The organism is Neobacillus sp. S1115 (assembly GCF_055385565.1).
The window spans coordinates 39373-57350 of sequence record NZ_AP038275.1; the positions used below are offsets into that span (position 1 = coordinate 39373).

Below are 17978 nucleotides of genomic sequence, written 5' to 3' on the forward strand. Positions count from 1 at the left end.
TTTGTATGATGTTGTAGGAGTACGCTTTAAAAAAGCGGGGAAAATCTATTATTTTGATCCTGGAGACCTCCCAATTCAAAAAGATGACTTTGTCATTGTCGAAACCGTCCGCGGGGTGGAATATGGCAGGGCTGTGATAGCCCGGAAGCGGGTTGAGGAACATGATGTGGTCCTTCCGTTAAAAAAGGTTGTTAGAATTGCGGACCAGAAGGATCGGATAATTGTCGAGGAAAATAAGCAGGCGGCCCAGGAAGCCTATGAGGTTTGTAATGAAAAAGTAACTGAACATCAACTGGATATGAAGCTGGTGGATGTTGAATATACATTTGATCGCAATAAAATTATTTTCTATTTTACAGCGGATGGACGAGTTGATTTCCGTGAGCTTGTAAAGGATTTGGCAGCCATCTTTCGGACACGGATTGAATTGCGCCAAATTGGGGTCCGCGATGAAGCCAAGATGCTTGGCGGTATCGGCCCGTGTGGAAGAATGCTGTGCTGTTCCACTTTCTTAGGGGATTTTGACCCTGTGTCGATTAAAATGGCAAAGGATCAAAATTTATCTTTAAATCCTACCAAAATTTCAGGTTTATGCGGCCGGCTTATGTGCTGCTTAAAATATGAAAATGATGAATACGAATCTGCTAAAGAACAGCTGCCGGATTTGGGAGAAGTCATTGAAACTCCTAATGGCAGGGGAAAAGTGGTAGGTTTGAATATTTTAGAGCGGGTTCTTCAGGTGGAATTGACAGAACAAGAGCGGGTTCTGGAATATACGCTAGATGAAATCATTAAAGAAGGTGCCTTTTCGATACAATCCACAGATTAATGAGGTGGAAGGCGTGGATAAAAAAGAGATATTTGAATCAGTAAGTAATATGGAAACACAAATTGGCCATCTTTACCAGCAGCTTGGGGAATTAAAGGAGCACTTAGCTGAAATACTAGAAGAAAATCATTGTTTAAAGCTTGAAAATGAGCATTTAAGACGCCGTTTAGATGTAACCACTGAAGCTGAGAAGAAGGATAGCAGCAAAAAAGCAGAGGAGGCGGCACAAACACCATCTCCCAATGTAAAGCCATTTGATGTCGGAGAAGGCTATGATAATCTAGCCCGCCTTTATCAAGAGGGATTTCATATCTGCAATCTTCATTTTGGCAGTTTGCGCAAGGAAGGCGACTGTTTATTCTGTCTATCTTTTCTAAATAAGAAATAACGTTAAGAGGCTGACCTTTCATCAGCCTCTATTTTCATACTTTGATAAGGAATGAATGAACATGATTAACTTGAAGGATGATGAACGCTTAGATTATTTGCTGGCCGAGAACTTAAGGATTATTCAAAGTCCATCTGTATTTGCATTTTCACTGGATGCAGTCCTTTTGGCAAGGTTTGTTTATGTCCCCATCCAAAAAGGAAACCTTATCGACCTTTGCAGTGGCAACGGGGTTATTCCGCTGTTTTTAAGTGCCAGGACTAAGGGCAAAATTACAGGGGTGGAGATTCAGGAACGCCTTTACGATATGGCGGTCAGAAGTATTGAATATAATGGTCTTGAAAATAGGCTGGAGATGATTCTTGGGGATATTAAGGATATGCCGAAAAAATTGGGATACGGCAAATTTGATGTGGTTACCTGCAATCCTCCTTATTTTACGACACCATCAAAGGGAGAAATTAACCCAAATAAACATTTGGCAATCGCCCGTCATGAAATTCTCTGTACGCTTGAGGATGCTATAAAGGCATCCAGCGACCTTGTCAGGCAAGGTGGGAAAGTGGCATTCGTACACCGTCCGGGGCGACTATTGGATATCGTAACGTTTATGCGTCAATATAGGCTGGAGCCAAAGCGGATCCAATTTGTTTACCCAAAGATGGGGAAGGAAGCGAATACGATATTAGTCGAAGCCATTAAGGATGGAAGTCCTGATTTGAAAATTCTTCCACCGCTGATCGTTTATCAAGATAACGATGAATATACTCCAGAAATAAGAGAGATTTTATATGGAGAAAAATGAGCATTATTTTTATGTGCTGACCTGCAGGGATGGCAGTTTCTATGGGGGTTATACCAATAATCTAGAACGCAGGATTCAGCTTCACAATGATGGAAAAGGGGCCAAGTATACAAGGGGCCGCGGCCCGGTTAAACTGACGTATTATGAGGGATTTGAAAATAAGGGTGATGCCCTAAGAGCGGAATACCATTTTAAAAAGCTGACACGGAAACAAAAGTTGGATTTTTTAGTGAGAGAGATAGGTGATGATGATGTGGCAGCAAAAGAGCTTTGCGAATGAGGAGCATAAGGGAATTCTCTATTTGGTTCCAACCCCGATTGGAAATCTGGAGGATATGAGCTTTCGTGCGGTACGGATATTAAAAGAGGCAGACCTGATTGCCGCTGAGGATACAAGAAATACAAAAAAACTGTTGAATTACTTTGAAATTGACACCCCGGTGGTAAGCTACCATGAACATAACAAAGAAACGAGCGGGGAAAAGCTGATTCAAAGGTTAAATGATGGTGCCAAAATTGCCTTAGTGAGTGATGCTGGTACACCTGCCATTTCTGACCCTGGCTACGAGCTTGTCGTGCAAGCCACAGCCGAAATGCTGACGGTCGTTCCGCTGCCGGGAGCAAATGCGGGAATCACTTCGTTAATTGCCTCCGGCCTTGTCTGCCAGCCTTTCTATTTTTATGGGTTTCTGCCACGCGGCAAAAAGGAAAAACGGGAGCAATTAGAAGGACTAAAGCGACAAACGGCTACCATTATATTTTATGAAGCCCCGCACAGGCTGAAGGAAACGTTAGCCCTCATGCTTGAAGTCCTTGGCAGCCGTAAGGTCGCCCTTTGCCGGGAGCTGACAAAAAAGTTTGAGGAATTTATCAGGGGGAATCTCGAAGAGGCTCTACAATGGGCTAATGAAGAGGAAATCCGCGGGGAATTCTGCGTCATCGTTGAAGGAACCAGCGAAATACCGGAGCCCGAAGAGGCCGCTTGGTGGGAGCAGTTAACGCTTGAAGAGCATGTCGGGCACTACATAACTGACAAAGATATGTCCTCTAAAGACGCCATTAAACAAACGGCGAAGGACAGAGGATTACATAAACGGGAAGTTTACCAGGCATATCATATCGAACCATAAAAAGAGGCTGACAAAAATGTCAGCCTCTTGGTCTATTTATAAAAGAAGAGATTACCTTTGGCAAGGAAGTCTTCTTATTTTACTAATTCAAAGTTGCTTTGGATTTCCTTGATTAACTGCTCTGCACCTTCGCGGCTTAGGATTAACTTTCCGCCTGCAAGAGCAAGATTATCATCAGAAACCTCACCAGTGATTTGGCAAGTCATATTTGGCTTGTATTTCTTTAAAATAATGCGGTCATCATCAACATAGATTTCAAGAGCATCCTTTTCAGCAATTCCAAGTGTACGTCTTAATTCGATCGGAATAACCACGCGGCCTAATTCATCAACCTTACGAACGATACCAGTAGATTTCATTTTTTTAATCTCCTCTCACTATTAAACAATTATTTTTTCTCTTTTATAATTCGTCATTATTCGACAAAAATTTCATATATTCATAATACCAGCGTTTCCCAAATTCGTCAATTATTTAATTTTGAAAAATAATAAGGAATTTTTACCCATTCACAAAAAGCTGATTTAATAAGGGATTTTTAAATTTTTATTCAATAAATACTATCATTAACATTATAGATAACTAATATTAGTCATTAGAGATAAATTCGACAATTCGACAAAATTCTACAAAATCCTATCCTATTCTAAAAATAAGTTTCGTAGTTTGTGGGGATTTTATGGGTGTGTTTTGGAAAAAATTTTTAAAAAATGGAATTCATCGAAATGCCGGTTTCTTGCACAAAAACGTAATTTTCGGTATATTTTGATGTTAGAGACCAATAAAAAAGGGCAATAATGTTTAGATGGGGATTAATTGTCTATTACTAGAGGAGTGATACGAATGGCGGGAAAATCTTTTTATATTACGACACCGATTTATTATCCAAGCGGTAATTTACATATTGGACATGCCTATACGACGGTTGCAGGGGATGCAATGGCCCGTTATAAGCGCTTGCGCGGGTTTGATGTAAGATATCTAACAGGTACTGATGAGCACGGACAAAAAATTCAGCGCAAAGCGCAAGAATTAGGTGTAACACCGCAGGCGTATGTGGATGAAATTGTTGGCGGAATTAAAGAGCTTTGGCAAAAGCTTGATATTTCCTATGATGATTTTATCCGGACAACAGAGGATCGGCATAAACAGGTTGTAGAAAAAATCTTTGCCAGACTGCTTGAGCAGGGCGATATTTATTTAGATCAATATGAAGGCTGGTACTGTACGCCTTGTGAATCCTTTTTTACTGACCGCCAGCTTGTTGACGGGAACTGCCCGGATTGCGGCCGCCCGGTCGAAAAAGTAAAGGAAGAATCGTACTTTTTCAGAATGAGCAAGTATGTGGACAGACTTCTGCAATATTATGAGGAGAATCCTGAATTTATCCAGCCGGAATCCCGCAAGAATGAAATGATCAACAACTTCATTAAGCCGGGACTTGAGGATTTGGCCGTATCTCGGACAACCTTTGACTGGGGCATCAAGGTGCCGGGCAATCCAAAGCATGTCATCTATGTTTGGATTGATGCGCTTTCCAATTATATTACCGCACTTGGGTATGGTACAGAAAACGACGCTAACTACTTAAAATACTGGCCGGCAGATGTACATTTAGTCGGTAAAGAAATTGTCCGTTTCCACACTATTTATTGGCCAATTATGCTGATGGCACTCGACCTTCCACTGCCAAAGAAGGTATTTGCCCATGGCTGGCTGTTAATGAAGGATGGAAAAATGTCGAAGTCAAAGGGAAATGTTGTCGATCCAGTGACATTGATTGACCGCTATGGCCTTGATGCGCTTCGCTACTATCTGTTACGTGAGGTTCCTTTTGGAGCAGATGGTGTTTTCACTCCGGAAGGGTTTATCGAAAGAATCAACTTTGATTTGGCGAACGACCTTGGAAACCTCCTGAACAGGACCGTGGCGATGATTGAAAAATACTTTAATGGGGTTATTCCTGACTATGCCGGTTCTGTTGGTGAATTTGATGAGTCCTTGCTCCAAACAAATCGGGAAACCATCACAAAGTATGAAGAGGCGATGGAAAAAATGGAATTTTCTGTCGCGTTAAGCTCTGTTTGGCAGCTAGTCAGCAGAACAAATAAATATATTGATGAAACACAGCCATGGGCGTTAGCGAAGGATGAGGCGAAGAAAAACGAGCTTGCGAGCGTAATGGTTCATTTAGCAGAATCGCTGCGCCGGATTGGCATTTTTCTTCAGCCGTTTTTAACCCGGACACCGAATGGCGTCTTTAAACAGTTAGGAATGAACGACGAAGCATTAAAAACATGGGAAAGCCTTGAAACATTCGGCAATATTCCAAGTGGGACAAAGGTTGAAAAAGACGCACCATTGTTCCCAAGACTAGAAATCGCTGAGGAAGTTGAATTTATCAAGACTAAGATGCAAGGCGGAACGGCTCCATCAGCTTCAGCAGAAGAAAAGAAAGAGGAGAAACCGGAAGAACTCACTGAAATCTCCATTGATGACTTTATGAAAATTGACCTGCGTGTAGCGGAGGTTATCCAGGCAGAACCTATTAAGAAGGCTGATAAATTATTAAAGCTTCAGTTGGATTTAGGCTATGAAAAACGCCAGGTTGTATCAGGCATCGCCCAGTACTACAAACCAGAAGAATTGGTGGGGCGCAAGGTTATCTGCATCACAAACCTAAAACCGGTTAAGCTGCGCGGGGAATTATCTCAAGGTATGATTCTGGCTGGCTCCAAAGACGGGCAGCTGTCTCTGGCAACAGTGGACCAAACACTGCCGAATGGCTCAAAGGTAAAATAAAAATAAATGGGGAAATGTTCCACGTGAAACAAATTTCGTGGAAATTTCCCTTTTTTCGTGTTTAAGCTGAAAAAGAGTAAAATGTTGGAGAAAAAGGAAAGAAGGCGATTTTATGTTATTCGACACACACGCCCATTTAAACGCCGAACAGTTTAACGAGGACCTTGAAGAGGTAATTTCAAGGGCCCAGGAAGCAGGAGTAACAAATATGGTGGTTGTTGGTTTTGACCGCCCGACCATTACCAGAGCGATGGAATTGGCCGAAAGCTATGAGTTTATTTATGCCTGTGTCGGCTGGCATCCGGTAGATGCGATCGACATGACGGATGAGGATTTATTATGGATTGAAGAGTTAGCGGCACATCCAAAAGTAGTCGCAATTGGCGAAATGGGTTTGGATTATCATTGGGACAAATCGCCTAAGGATATTCAAAAAGAGGTGTTCAGAAAGCAAATCCAGCTGGCAAAAAAAGTGAAGCTGCCGATTGTCATCCACAATCGTGAGGCAACTCAAGATATCGTTGACATATTAAAAGAGGAAGGCGCGGCCGAGATAGGCGGAATTATGCATTGCTTTAGCGGCAGCGCGGAGACTGCAAAGGAATGTGTGAACATGAACTTTTATATTTCGCTGGGCGGCCCTGTCACCTTTAAAAATGCCAAAAAACCGAAAGAGGTAGCCGCTGAGATTCCAATCGATAAGCTGTTGATTGAAACAGACTGCCCGTATTTGGCGCCGCATCCATTTCGGGGGAAACGCAATGAACCGAGTTATGTGAAACTGGTAGCCGAGCAAATTGCCGAAATTAAGGGATTAACGTACGAAGAGGTTGCTGAGGCAACGACACAAAATGCTAAAAAATGTTTCGCCATAAACTGATAAGGGAATTTGTCGAAACTGTAAGAAGCTTGTCCAAATTTTTTCCGATAACTAAAAGTTCTACACGTCTCCTTTTCAACATAGGATAACCGTGTCGATAAGTTTTCCTTTGCAAAATTTCCAGTTATGTGCATAATTAGGAATATGTTCTCAGGGTATGCAAGGGTTGACAGCCGGCGGCATGGTTTCACTATATCTCCATAAGAAAAGGAGGCGTTTTTCATCGTATTCAAAAACATGAAAAGCCTGTTTTTCCAGTCTTGGAGTGCGAGGAATTTGACCATTGCTTTTGCTAGTTTCGTAGTTTTGCTAACAACTCTTGGAATTCTTTTTTATGAAGGATCAAAGAAAACGGTGGCAATTACTCTTAATGGCGAACAAAAGGTCATCAAAACGCATGCAGATACCATTAAGGAATTATTGGATGAACTGGATGTTACAATGCGCTCCCAAGACTACTTGTATCCAAAGGCGAGTACGAAGGTAAATGAAAACCTACATATCGTCTGGCTGCAAGCGAAACAGGTTACCATTGTCAAGAACAACGAGAAGAAAACGATTTGGACTACAGCTGAGACTGTAGCGGAGGCTTTGAAAGAACAACATATTGTTTTAAACGAGCACGATAAAGTTTCACCCGGACCGCAAACGGCAATCACAAATAAGATGAAAATCGGCGTCACTGAGGCCTATCATCTGACTTTCATTGACGGCGGAAAAGAGCAAGCAGTCTGGTCCACTTCGACTACGGTCGCTGACTTTTTAACGCAGCAGGGCACTAAACTAAACGATTTAGACCGAGTTGAACCGCCATTAACAGAAACCATAGCAGAGAATGGTGTTGTTAACGTCATTCGTGTAGAAAAAGTCACCGATGTAGTGGAAGAACCTGTTGAATTTGCCGTGGTTACCAAGAGGGATGACAGCCTTGACAAAGGGAAAGAACAGACCATCTCTCAAGGTAGAAAAGGGCTCGTTTCCAAACAATATGAAGTCCTAATCGAAAATGGTAAAGAGGTATCAAGGAAGTTAATCAGTGAGCAGATGATTACAGCAAAACAGGATAGAGTTGTGGCTGTCGGGACGAAGGATTTAGCCCTTCAAGTTTCCCGTGGAGAGGTTCCCGCAGGAAGAGAGCTATACGTGTCGTCAACAGCGTATACAGCCTATTGTAATGGCTGTTCAGGAAGGACTGCAACTGGTTTTAATTTGCGCTCTAACCCGAACGCTAAAATAATTGCCGTTGATCCAAATATCATTCCGCTTGGCACGAAGGTTTATGTCGAAGGCTATGGCTATGCGGTTGCTGCCGATACAGGCGGAGCCATAAAAGGGTATAAAATCGATGTCTTTATGCCTTCAAAAGCTGATGCATATCGATGGGGACGTAAAAAAGTAAAGATTACGATATTGCAGTAATTCATTTTGCGGCAGGGGGAAACCCCTGCTTTTTTACTTTTTCTTAAAATTTCTTTATACTTAACAACGAACTCATAAGCAAATGATTACTAAAGTTTATGAATGGTTTCGTTAATATAGACGATGGACATTACAAAAATGTTTCAACTTTTTTTCAAAATCATAAAAAATTTAATAACTTTATACTTTGAGAAATGTCTAGCTCCAGCGCCTAGGGGCTCGCAGGTCTACAGCCAATCCGTCAAGAAGGCTAAAAAACAGCCTTCCCGCCGGCTCGTCTTATGCCTGTCGCCCCTGGGCAAGGCGCTTCCGCATTTCGGTTTTGGAGGAAAAATGAAAATTAAAGAATTTATCGTGGTGGAAGGCAGGGATGACACAACTGCCATCAATCGGGCAGTCGAAGCGGATACGATTGAAACGAACGGTTCCGCAGTTAATCAAACCACGATTGAAAAAATAAAACGTGCCCAGGAAACAAGGGGAGTCATTATTTTTACCGACCCCGATTACCCTGGTGAAAAAATAAGAAAAACGATTGCTGGGCAAGTTCCGGGCTGTAAACACGCCTTCCTGGCAAAAGAGGATGCCCTTGCAAAAAGAGATAAAGGAATCGGGGTTGAGCATGCCTCACCGGATGCAATCAGGGCGGCCTTAAAGGACGCACAAGTCATGCATGCAGATATTTTAGAAGAAATTAGCCAGGATGATTTAATCACTGCCGGCCTAATCGGCGGGGAAGGCGCCAAGGAACGGAGAATTCAATTAGGGAAGCTATTAAAAATCGGCTATACAAACGGTAAGCAGCTGCATAAGCGTCTCATGATGTTTCAAATCAGTAAACAGGAATTTGCCGAGGCACTAAGCAAGGTACGTCAGGAGGTAAATAATGGATAAAGATATTGCTACCCCTGTGAGAACAAGGGCTATTTTAGAAAAATACGGCTTTTCCTTTAAGAAAAGCCTAGGGCAAAATTTCTTAATCGATACGAATATATTAAAAAAAATTGTCAGCTTTGCGGAGCTTACCGACGAATCAGGGGCCATTGAAATTGGCCCAGGAATCGGAGCCTTAACGGAACAGCTGGCGCGTTCGAGCAAAAAGACCGTTGCTTTTGAAATTGATCAAAGGCTTTTGCCAATTTTAGAAGATACGTTGTCACCATATCCGAATGTAAAAGTCATTCATAATGATGTGTTAAAGGCTGATGTCGGTGAGGTTATTGCTGCTGAATTTGCTGGCATTTCCGATTTGATGGTGGTTGCTAACCTGCCTTATTATGTAACGACGCCGATTATTATGAAGCTGCTTGAAGAGCATTTGCCGATTCGCGGCATCGTTTGTATGCTCCAAAAGGAAGTAGCGGACAGGATCTCTGCCAAGCCTGGAACGAAGGATTACGGCTCTCTATCCATCGCTGTTCAGTATTATACTGAAGCGGAGACCGTCATGATTGTGCCAAAAACGGTTTTTGTCCCGCAGCCAAACGTCGATTCTGCGGTCATCAGGCTGACACGGAGGGAAAATCGTGCTGTCCAGGTAAAGGATGAGAACTTCTTTTTCCAGGTGACAAAGGCGAGCTTTGCCCAAAGAAGAAAGACATTATTAAACAACCTAACAAGTGGTCTGCCGGATGGCAAACAAAAGAAAGAGGACATCCTTGCGGCCTTGGCAGCCAGCGGCATTGAACCGTCAAGAAGAGGGGAAACACTGTCCCTCGAAGAGTTTGGCCGCCTAAGCGACGAACTATATGCATATTTCCAATAGACCTTTTAAAGGTCTACGATTGTCGAGAAAGGGTATTTTCTCGGCATTTTTTTTGTTGTCTGAATCTAAGCCTGCTATTTTTCCTTTTGACCGTACCACCACTTCACCGGGCAAAATAAGGCAGTCTATATTGACCGTTCATCCCAGTTTCAGTACCCAAAGGGCAAAATAGCGCGTCTATATTGACCGTTCATCCCAGTTTCAGTACCCAAAGGGCAAAATTGCCCGTCTATATTGACCGTTCATCCCAGTTCCACTACCCAAAGGGCAAAATAGCGCGTCTATATTGACCGTTCATCCCAGTTCCACTACCCAAAGGGCAAAATAGCGCGTCTATATTGACCGTTCATCCCAGTTCCACTACCCAAAGGGCAAAATAGCGCGTCTATATTGACCGTTCATCCCAGTTTCAGTACCCAAAGGGCAAAATAGCCCGTCTATATTGACCGTCCGCCCTAGTTCTACTACCCATAGGGCAAAATAGCAAACGAACCCATTAATACTTACATACTTCGGTGCCTTTTACCTATTCTTACTTGTTTGAAGTAAGAAACAAACTAATCTAACAGAGACATAAAATTTTCACAAGGACAACTACCCATGCATAGCCTATCAAAGAACCTTATTTGAAGGCCTTACCTGCGGTCTTATTGGAGTGACGACAGTGGATATAAAAATAAATGATATTGTCGGCAGACGTTCATATAATTGTGATATTCTCTTTCGAGTTATCGATATACAAAAAATTAGTGGCCAGACAGTGGTGATCCTCTATGGCGAGGATTTTCGCCTAGTGGCAGATGCCCCATATCAAGATTTGATGGTAATCAATCCAAATGAGCGGCTAAAGCTCACGAAGGAGTACCGGACGCTCGAGGAGCAATCCTTAAGGCTTTTTACACAGGATGTCGATTTATTGAGGGAGAGGCAGGAATACGAAGCCACTAGCGGCTATGTAAAGCCGAGCAGCTATTTTCAAATCCCCGGAAAAGTCCTTCACCTAGATGGCGACCCTGCCTATTTAAAAAAATGCATGGCCTTATATGAAAAAATCGGTGTTCCTGTTTTAGGGATTCATTGCAATGAAAAAGAGATGCCTGCGAAAATTGGCGGCTACATGGACTATTATCGTCCCGACATTCTCGTTATCACCGGACATGATGCTTATTCAAAAGCAAAAGGGAAGATGACCGATATCAATGCGTACCGCCATTCTAAACACTTTGTGGAAACGGTTAGGGAAGCGCGAAGGAAAGTGCCCCATTTGGACCAGCTTGTCATCTTTGCGGGCGCATGCCAATCTCATTTTGAATCGCTTATTCATGCCGGCGCAAACTTTGCCAGCTCCCCATCTAGGATTAACATTCACGCTCTTGACCCGGTCTATATCGTCGCCAAAATCAGTTTTACCCCTTTTATGGAAAGAATCAACGTTTGGGATGTGCTGAGAAATACACTTACAGGCGAAAAAGGACTGGGAGGAATAGAAACAAAGGGAGTACTCAGAACCGGAATGCCCTATCACCCCGTTCAAGAGGAGGAATAGGCCTATTAGAGAGGCGAAAAGCTAGTCATCAATACTAAAACTACTTTCGCTATGCTCTAATGGGTTTATTTTTTCCCTTGATACATATTCCCAAACATTTCAGGTAACGCTAGAAATGTTGAAATTTAGCAAAAAAAACAGAACAAAAAATATTGACAATCTTTTTGTCGGACTGATATAATTTATATTTTTGTTTGACATAAGTATGTCAGCGTGATATACTTTACATAGTGAGGTGGACCGAATGACTAAAACCTTAGCGGATATTAAAAAGTCCCTGGACTCCAATTTAGGGAAAAGGTTGTTACTAAAGGCCAACGGGGGACGTCGAAAAACAATTGAACGTTCCGGTGTCCTAGCAGAGACATACCCATCTGTTTTTGTCATCGAACTGGATCAGGATGAGAATGCATTCGAACGAGTTTCCTACAGCTATGCGGATGTTTTAACCGAAACCGTTCAAATTACCTTCTATGAAGAGGCAGCAGGAAATGCAGCTTTAAGCTAGAATATAATCAACGCATGGCGGTAAACCAAAGGTTTACTGCTTTTTGCTGTTCAAAAAGAACTTAAAATCTCCTTTGCTGATTCTTCTATCTGTTGATTGGAGCGAAATAAACAGACCTATATTAAAAAATTATTTAATATCCCAAATTATCTCATACTAATAATGCTGCGACAGGAAAGGGGTTGTTTAGATGGGCAGAAGAAGAGGAATGATGTCCGAACGTTTTAAAGAAGAATTAGCAAAAGAACTTGGATTTTACGATGTTGTCCAAAAAGAGGGCTGGGGCGGCATCCGGGCAAAAGATGCAGGGAACATGGTAAAGCGGGCCATCGAGCTTGCCCAGCAGCAATTAACCAACAGGAACTCGCATAAATCTTAATTCCCACAAGAACTTCCGCTAATTATTTAAACACTTAAACGCCGCAGCAAAGCCGGAGAATTTTCTCCGGCTTTTTTTTGCCTAAAAAATATCACTTTTTTCTTAGCAAAACTATGATAAAATATAAAATTTGATAGGATTCACGTCTTACAATTGTCGTTTTGTGGTAAAATAGGACAATATATGGATTCGGAAAGCAGGAATGCAGGCAAAAGGAGCCTGTCTCTTAGGATATTTGTAAAAGTAGGTGGACGAGCGTGAAGCTTTTAGTTAAAGCACCGGCTAAAATTAATTTAGCACTGGATGTTTTACATAAACGGCCCGATGGATATCATGAGGTTGAAATGATTATGACCACCATTGATTTAGCCGACCGGGTTGAACTTTCCTTGTTACAGGAGGATAAAATACATATTCTTTCTCATAATCGGTACGTGCCTGATGACCAGCGTAATTTAGCCTACCAGGCTGCACTGCTGCTAAAAAACCGTTTTAATGTTAAGAAGGGTGTATCAATCTCCATTGAAAAAACAATCCCCGTTGCGGCTGGCTTGGCAGGGGGAAGCAGCGATGCAGCAGCAGCTTTAAGGGGTCTTAACAAGCTATGGAATCTTGGACTGACGTTGGATGAACTGGGAGAGCTTGGCAGTGAAATTGGTTCAGACGTCTCCTTTTGTGTGTACGGTGGGACAGCGCTGGCAAAGGGCAGAGGGGAATTTATCACCGAACTGCCAGCGCCGCCGACATGCTGGGTTATTTTGGCCAAGCCGTTCATCGGTGTCTCAACTGCTGAGGTATATCGGCGTTTGGATGTAAACGGAATCACCCACCCAAATATAAACGAAATGATCAATGCCATTGGGCAAAATGACTATCACAAGGTATGCCAGCATGTTGGCAACGTGCTAGAGGAAGTAACTTTACACCTTCATCCAGAGGTAGCACAAATAAAAGACCAAATGAAACGATTCGGTGCAGATGCGGTATTAATGAGCGGCAGCGGTCCGACCGTTTTTGGGCTGGTTCAGCACGATTCCAGAATGCATCGCATTTATAATGGCCTGCGCGGATTTTGTGACCAGGTTTTTGCAGTAAGAATGTTAGGTGAACGGCATACGCTTGATTAAAGGCGCACAATAATAGTATCCTTTAATTAGAATATTCGGATTCGGGGGGTTGTTATGAAATTTCGCCGCAGTGAACGTTTGATAGATATGACAAGTTATCTTCTCGATCATCCTCGCCAGTTAGTGCCGCTTACCTTTTTTGCGGAGCGTTATTCTTCGGCAAAGTCCTCAATCAGTGAAGATTTGGCCATTGTCAAAGAGACGCTTGAAGAAAGGGGAATCGGAACGCTGCAAACTGTACCAGGAGCAGCGGGCGGTGTTAAATTTTTCGTCAAGGTAAGCAAGAGAGAAGCTGAGCCTTTCATTAATGAACTTTGTCAGCTTATCGGCAGTCCTGACAGGTTGTTGCCTGGCGGCTATTTATATTTGACTGATATTTTAGGCAGTCCGCAGGTGGTTCAAAAGGCAGGAAGAATCATTGCTTCGGCTTATGCGGATGCAAAAATTGATGTTGTCATGACAATAGCCACAAAAGGCATACCGCTCGCGTATGCCGTTGCCAGTCAATTAAATGTTCCAGTCGTAATTGTCAGAAGGGACAGCAAAGTGACGGAAGGGCCGACTGTCAGTATTAATTACGTGTCAGGTTCAGCCAAAAGGATACAAACAATGGTTCTTTCCAAGCGAAGCATGAAGGAAGGGGCAAATGTCCTTATTGTTGATGATTTTATGAAGGCGGGCGGTACAGTCTTAGGTATGGTAAGCATGCTTGAGGAGTTCAACGGCCACGTAGCTGGGATTGCTGTTTTAGTCGAAGCGGAGAAAACTGAGGACCGGTTAGTGGATGACTACTTATCGTTAGTTAAGCTGTCGTATGTGGATGTTAAAGAAAAAAGTATCAATGTCGAAGTGGGAAACTTTTTTGATAGGTAAAGGAGAGGAATATACGATGAAAGTTGTACAAACCAATCAAGCCCCGGCTGCAATCGGCCCATACTCGCAAGGTATTATTGTAAACAATATGTTCTACAGCTCTGGACAAATTCCGTTAACTGCTGAAGGAACAATGGTAACAGGGGATGTAAAAGAACAGACACATCAAGTGTTCCGCAATTTGCAGGCTGTTCTGAGTGAAGCTGGTGCTTCATTAGAAACCGTCGTAAAGGCCACTGTCTTTATCAAAAACATGGACGAATTTGCCGAAGTTAATGAAGTCTATGGAGAATATTTTTCCGTCCACAAACCAGCCAGATCCTGCGTAGAAGTGGCTCGTCTTCCAAAAGACGCCTTAGTTGAAATCGAAGTAGTAGCGCTCGTAAAATAATACGGGCGTTTTTTTTTTGTCAGCCAAAAGCCAAAATTTACAAATGTTCACCAATTTGCCCTAATTTTTCAAAAATTTTTTTAAAAATAAAGAAGGAAAACGCAAAATCTTGTTGAATTATTAATCTAACATTGAGAAAAGGGTGTGAGCACATGGAAGTAACTGACGTAAGACTACGCCGCGTTAATACTGACGGTCGTATGAGAGCGATTGCATCAATCACATTAGATAATGAGTTCGTTGTTCACGACATTCGCGTTATTGACGGAAACAACGGTTTGTTTGTCGCTATGCCAAGTAAACGGACTCCTGATGGAGAATTTCGTGATATTGCGCATCCAATCAATTCAGGAACACGTGGAAAAATCCAAGAAGCTGTATTGGCTGAGTACCACCGTTTAGGTGAATTAGAAGTAGAATTCGAAGAAGCCGGAGCTTCCTGAAGATAATCAACTAGGGCCTTTCTTCTGAGTAAGGCTCTTTTTATTATTTAAAAACCCCCCTCTCATCCCCCTTCAAAAGTAATTTCCCAATCTTAAAAAAGCACAATATTATGACATTAGACACATTTCGTTCATTCCTTGAAATGAAACCCCATATACGATAATATTTTTAGTGGATAAAAAGGTTAATTAAATGGAGGATCAGTCCATGTCTAATCGTTATGCTGTGATTTTGGCCGCCGGGCAAGGAACGCGGATGAAATCAAAGCTTTATAAGGTATTGCACCCAGTGTGCGGAAAACCAATGGTACAGCATGTTGTAGATCAAGTCAAAAAACTTGATGTTAAGGATATCGTGACCATCATCGGCCATGGTGCTGAAAAGGTACGGGCCCAATTAGGTGATGAGAGTCTGTATGCCCTTCAAGAAAAGCAGCTAGGGACAGCTCATGCGGTGATGCAGGCTGCCGGCATGCTTGAGGGGAAAGAAGGAACAACGATAGTCGTATGCGGAGATACGCCGCTCATTAAAGCAGAAACGATGGAGGCTTTATTTAAAGAGCATGTAGAAGCAAAGGCAAAAGCCTCGATTCTTACGGCAAAAATCGACAATCCTACCGGTTATGGCCGTATTGTTCGCAATGAAAGCGGTTTTGTTGAAAAAATCGTGGAGCATAAAGATGCCACGGAAGAAGAGCGGAAAATCAATGAAATAAACACAGGAACATACTGCTTTGATAATCAGGCTTTATTCGATGCCCTGAAAAATGTTTCAAATGATAATGTGCAGGGAGAATATTACTTACCGGACGTTATTGAAATCTTGAAAAAGCAGGGAGAAATCGTTACAGCTTACCAAACTGAAGATTTGGATGAAACTCTTGGGGTTAATGACCGCGTGGCTTTGGCAGAAGCAGAACGGATTATGCGTGGGCGCATTAATGAAGCCCAAATGCGTAATGGGGTAACCATTATTGACCCGCAAAACAGCTATATCGAAGCTGATGTACAAATTGGACCTGATACGGTTATCCATCCAGGAACAATCCTAAAAGGTGACACTGTTATCGGGGCAGATTGCATCATTGGCCCACATACAGAAATTGCAAACTGCCATGTTGGCGATGAGACGGTTATCCGTCAATCTGCCGCTTATAATAGTTCGATTGGCTCCCATGTCAATATTGGACCATTCGCCCATATCCGACCGGATTCTGCAATTGCTGATGAGGTGAAAATCGGCAACTTTGTGGAAATCAAAAAGGCTGTATTCGGTAAAGCAAGCAAAGCGTCCCATCTCAGCTATATCGGTGATGCGGAGGTTGGCAGCGACGTCAATATCGGCTGCGGCTCTATCACGGTTAATTACGATGGCAAAAATAAATATTTAACAAAGATTGAAGATCATGTGTTTATTGGCTGTAATTCTAACTTGGTTGCCCCGGTCACGATTGGCGAAGGAGCCTATGTGGCTGCTGGTTCCACTGTCACAAAGAATGTTCCAGGCAATGCATTGGCGATTGCCAGAGCACATCAAGTGAATAAAGAAAATTATGTTGAAAAGCTTAATATAAAGAAATAAGCGAAATTAAAATGGAGGGCCCTCATGTCGAACCAATATTTAGATCCAAACTTAAAGGTATTTAGTTTAAACTCCAATGTTGCACTAGCTAGAGAAATTGCCAAGGTAATTGGGGTAGAGCTTGGAAAGAGCTCGGTTACAAGATTCAGTGATGGTGAAATTCAAATTAATATTGAAGAGAGTATCCGCGGCTGTGATGTCTATGTCATCCAATCGACAAGCGCACCAGTAAATGAAAATATCATGGAACTATTAATCATGATTGATGCGCTAAAGAGGGCTTCTGCCAAAACAATCAATATTGTTATGCCTTATTATGGCTATGCCCGTCAGGATCGGAAAGCGCGCGCCCGTGAACCAATCACTTCGAAATTAGTGGCCAATCTGCTTGAGACTGCCGGTGCGACCCGCGTGCTGACTCTTGATTTGCATGCACCGCAGATTCAAGGATTTTTCGATATTCCGATCGATCATCTTATGGGTGTGCCGATTTTATCGGAATACTTTAGAAATAAAGAATTAAATGGTGATATTGTGGTTGTTTCGCCAGACCATGGCGGCGTAACGAGAGCCAGAAAAATGGCTGAACGCCTAAAGGCGCCAATCGCAATTATCGACAAACGCCGTCCAAGACCAAATGTGGCAGAGGTTATGAATATCGTTGGTAACATTGAAGGCAAAGTTGCCATTTTGATTGACGATATTATTGATACAGCAGGGACCATTACCCTTGCCGCTAACGCGTTAGTAGAAAACGGGGCAAAAGAAGTTTATGCCTGCTGTACACATCCAGTTTTATCGGGCCCTGCCATTGAAAGAATTCAGAATTCCAAAATCAAAGAATTGGTTGTAACAAATTCTATTGATCTTCCGGAAGAAAAGAAAATTGAAAAAATTCAAAGCTTGTCTGTTGCGCCATTAATCGGCGAAGCGATTATTCGCATCCACGAAGAGCAATCAGTCAGCACATTGTTTGATTAATCTAATGTGAACAGTCCCCGCTTTTCTATTGTCTAGCTCCAGGCGCCATCGGCTCGAGGTCACAAGCCAATCCGTCCAAAAGGTTAAAAAGCAACCTTTCGGCCGGCTCGTCTTGTGCTTGTCGCCGATA

20 protein-coding genes are annotated in these 17978 nt (G+C 42.6%); 19 read left to right on the top strand and 1 reads right to left on the bottom strand.

Features of this window, described 5'->3' with window-relative positions:
• The first annotated feature begins 1 nt into the window (after position 1).
• From ACZ5B7_RS00200 to rsmI, 5 genes are all read left to right on the top strand, one after another.
• Positions 2–829 (top strand): PSP1 domain-containing protein, encoded by an 828-nt coding sequence (locus tag ACZ5B7_RS00200; RefSeq protein WP_464494406.1) that lies wholly within the window; start codon positions 2–4, stop codon positions 827–829.
• A gap of 13 nt (positions 830–842) precedes the next feature.
• The gene (gene yabA, locus ACZ5B7_RS00205) at positions 843–1217 is read left to right on the top strand and encodes a DNA replication initiation control protein YabA (RefSeq protein ID WP_423800285.1); all 375 of its coding nucleotides are present in this window, start codon (positions 843–845) and stop codon (positions 1215–1217) included.
• Between the two features lie 61 nt (positions 1218–1278).
• A complete protein-coding gene (locus ACZ5B7_RS00210) occupies positions 1279–2022 on the top strand; it encodes a tRNA1(Val) (adenine(37)-N6)-methyltransferase (RefSeq protein ID WP_464492214.1) in 744 nt (247 codons plus the stop codon).
• The gene (locus ACZ5B7_RS00215) at positions 2009–2302 is read left to right on the top strand and encodes a GIY-YIG nuclease family protein (RefSeq protein WP_464492215.1); all 294 of its coding nucleotides are present in this window, start codon (positions 2009–2011) and stop codon (positions 2300–2302) included. Before ACZ5B7_RS00210 ends, ACZ5B7_RS00215 begins: the two co-directional genes overlap by 14 nt.
• Positions 2274–3152, top strand: a complete 879-nt coding sequence (gene rsmI, locus ACZ5B7_RS00220; RefSeq protein ID WP_464494407.1) for a 16S rRNA (cytidine(1402)-2'-O)-methyltransferase — start codon at positions 2274–2276, stop codon at positions 3150–3152. Before ACZ5B7_RS00215 ends, rsmI begins: the two co-directional genes overlap by 29 nt.
• Positions 3153–3226: 74 nt before the next feature.
• Here the strand turns inward: rsmI and ACZ5B7_RS00225 are convergent, their stop codons facing one another.
• On the bottom strand, positions 3227–3511 hold the full coding sequence (locus tag ACZ5B7_RS00225; RefSeq protein ID WP_423800287.1) for an AbrB/MazE/SpoVT family DNA-binding domain-containing protein: 285 nt from the start codon (positions 3509–3511) through the stop codon (positions 3227–3229).
• A 484-nt stretch (positions 3512–3995) separates the two neighbouring features.
• Here ACZ5B7_RS00225 and metG point away from each other — a divergent pair, with 484 nt between their 5' ends.
• The 14 genes from metG (at position 3996) to ACZ5B7_RS00295 (ending at position 17848) form a co-directional block, all read left to right on the top strand.
• Positions 3996–5954: a methionine--tRNA ligase gene (metG, locus tag ACZ5B7_RS00230; protein WP_464492216.1), complete on the top strand. Its 1959-nt coding sequence runs from the start codon at positions 3996–3998 to the stop codon at positions 5952–5954.
• Positions 5955–6066: 112 nt separating this feature from the next.
• Positions 6067–6834 carry a TatD family hydrolase gene (locus ACZ5B7_RS00235; protein WP_464492217.1) on the top strand — a complete coding sequence of 256 codons (768 nt, stop codon included), beginning with the start codon at positions 6067–6069 and terminating at the stop codon, positions 6832–6834.
• Positions 6835–7071: 237 nt separating this feature from the next.
• Complete coding sequence (locus ACZ5B7_RS00240) at positions 7072–8253, top strand: ubiquitin-like domain-containing protein (protein ID WP_464492218.1); 1182 nt, start codon at positions 7072–7074, stop codon at positions 8251–8253.
• 333 nt (positions 8254–8586) lie between these two features.
• A complete protein-coding gene (gene rnmV / locus ACZ5B7_RS00245) occupies positions 8587–9147 on the top strand; it encodes a ribonuclease M5 (RefSeq protein ID WP_464492219.1) in 561 nt (186 codons plus the stop codon).
• Positions 9140–10018: a 16S rRNA (adenine(1518)-N(6)/adenine(1519)-N(6))-dimethyltransferase RsmA gene (rsmA, locus tag ACZ5B7_RS00250; protein ID WP_464492220.1), complete on the top strand. Its 879-nt coding sequence runs from the start codon at positions 9140–9142 to the stop codon at positions 10016–10018. Before rnmV ends, rsmA begins: the two co-directional genes overlap by 8 nt.
• 655 nt (positions 10019–10673) lie before the next feature.
• A complete protein-coding gene (gene yabG, locus ACZ5B7_RS00255; RefSeq protein WP_378588568.1) occupies positions 10674–11564 on the top strand; it encodes a sporulation peptidase YabG in 891 nt (296 codons plus the stop codon).
• A gap of 244 nt (positions 11565–11808) precedes the next feature.
• Complete coding sequence (gene veg, locus ACZ5B7_RS00260; protein ID WP_213121148.1) at positions 11809–12072, top strand: biofilm formation stimulator Veg; 264 nt, start codon at positions 11809–11811, stop codon at positions 12070–12072.
• Between the two features lie 190 nt (positions 12073–12262).
• Positions 12263–12451: a small, acid-soluble spore protein, alpha/beta type gene (locus ACZ5B7_RS00265; RefSeq protein ID WP_213148330.1), complete on the top strand. Its 189-nt coding sequence runs from the start codon at positions 12263–12265 to the stop codon at positions 12449–12451.
• 257 nt (positions 12452–12708) lie between these two features.
• On the top strand, positions 12709–13578 hold the full coding sequence (gene ispE, locus ACZ5B7_RS00270; RefSeq protein WP_464492221.1) for a 4-(cytidine 5'-diphospho)-2-C-methyl-D-erythritol kinase: 870 nt from the start codon (positions 12709–12711) through the stop codon (positions 13576–13578).
• A gap of 54 nt (positions 13579–13632) precedes the next feature.
• On the top strand, positions 13633–14451 hold the full coding sequence (purR, locus tag ACZ5B7_RS00275) for a pur operon repressor (protein ID WP_423800295.1): 819 nt from the start codon (positions 13633–13635) through the stop codon (positions 14449–14451).
• Between the two features lie 16 nt (positions 14452–14467).
• A complete protein-coding gene (gene ridA, locus ACZ5B7_RS00280) occupies positions 14468–14842 on the top strand; it encodes a 2-iminobutanoate/2-iminopropanoate deaminase (protein WP_213148327.1) in 375 nt (124 codons plus the stop codon).
• A 152-nt stretch (positions 14843–14994) separates the two neighbouring features.
• Positions 14995–15285, top strand: a complete 291-nt coding sequence (gene spoVG, locus ACZ5B7_RS00285) for a septation regulator SpoVG (RefSeq protein ID WP_003347151.1) — start codon at positions 14995–14997, stop codon at positions 15283–15285.
• Between the two features lie 208 nt (positions 15286–15493).
• Positions 15494–16867, top strand: a complete 1374-nt coding sequence (gene glmU / locus ACZ5B7_RS00290; RefSeq protein WP_464492222.1) for a bifunctional UDP-N-acetylglucosamine diphosphorylase/glucosamine-1-phosphate N-acetyltransferase GlmU — start codon at positions 15494–15496, stop codon at positions 16865–16867.
• A 24-nt stretch (positions 16868–16891) separates the two neighbouring features.
• Positions 16892–17848 carry a ribose-phosphate diphosphokinase gene (locus ACZ5B7_RS00295; protein WP_213121142.1) on the top strand — a complete coding sequence of 319 codons (957 nt, stop codon included), beginning with the start codon at positions 16892–16894 and terminating at the stop codon, positions 17846–17848.
• The last annotated feature ends 130 nt before the right edge of the window (positions 17849–17978 follow it).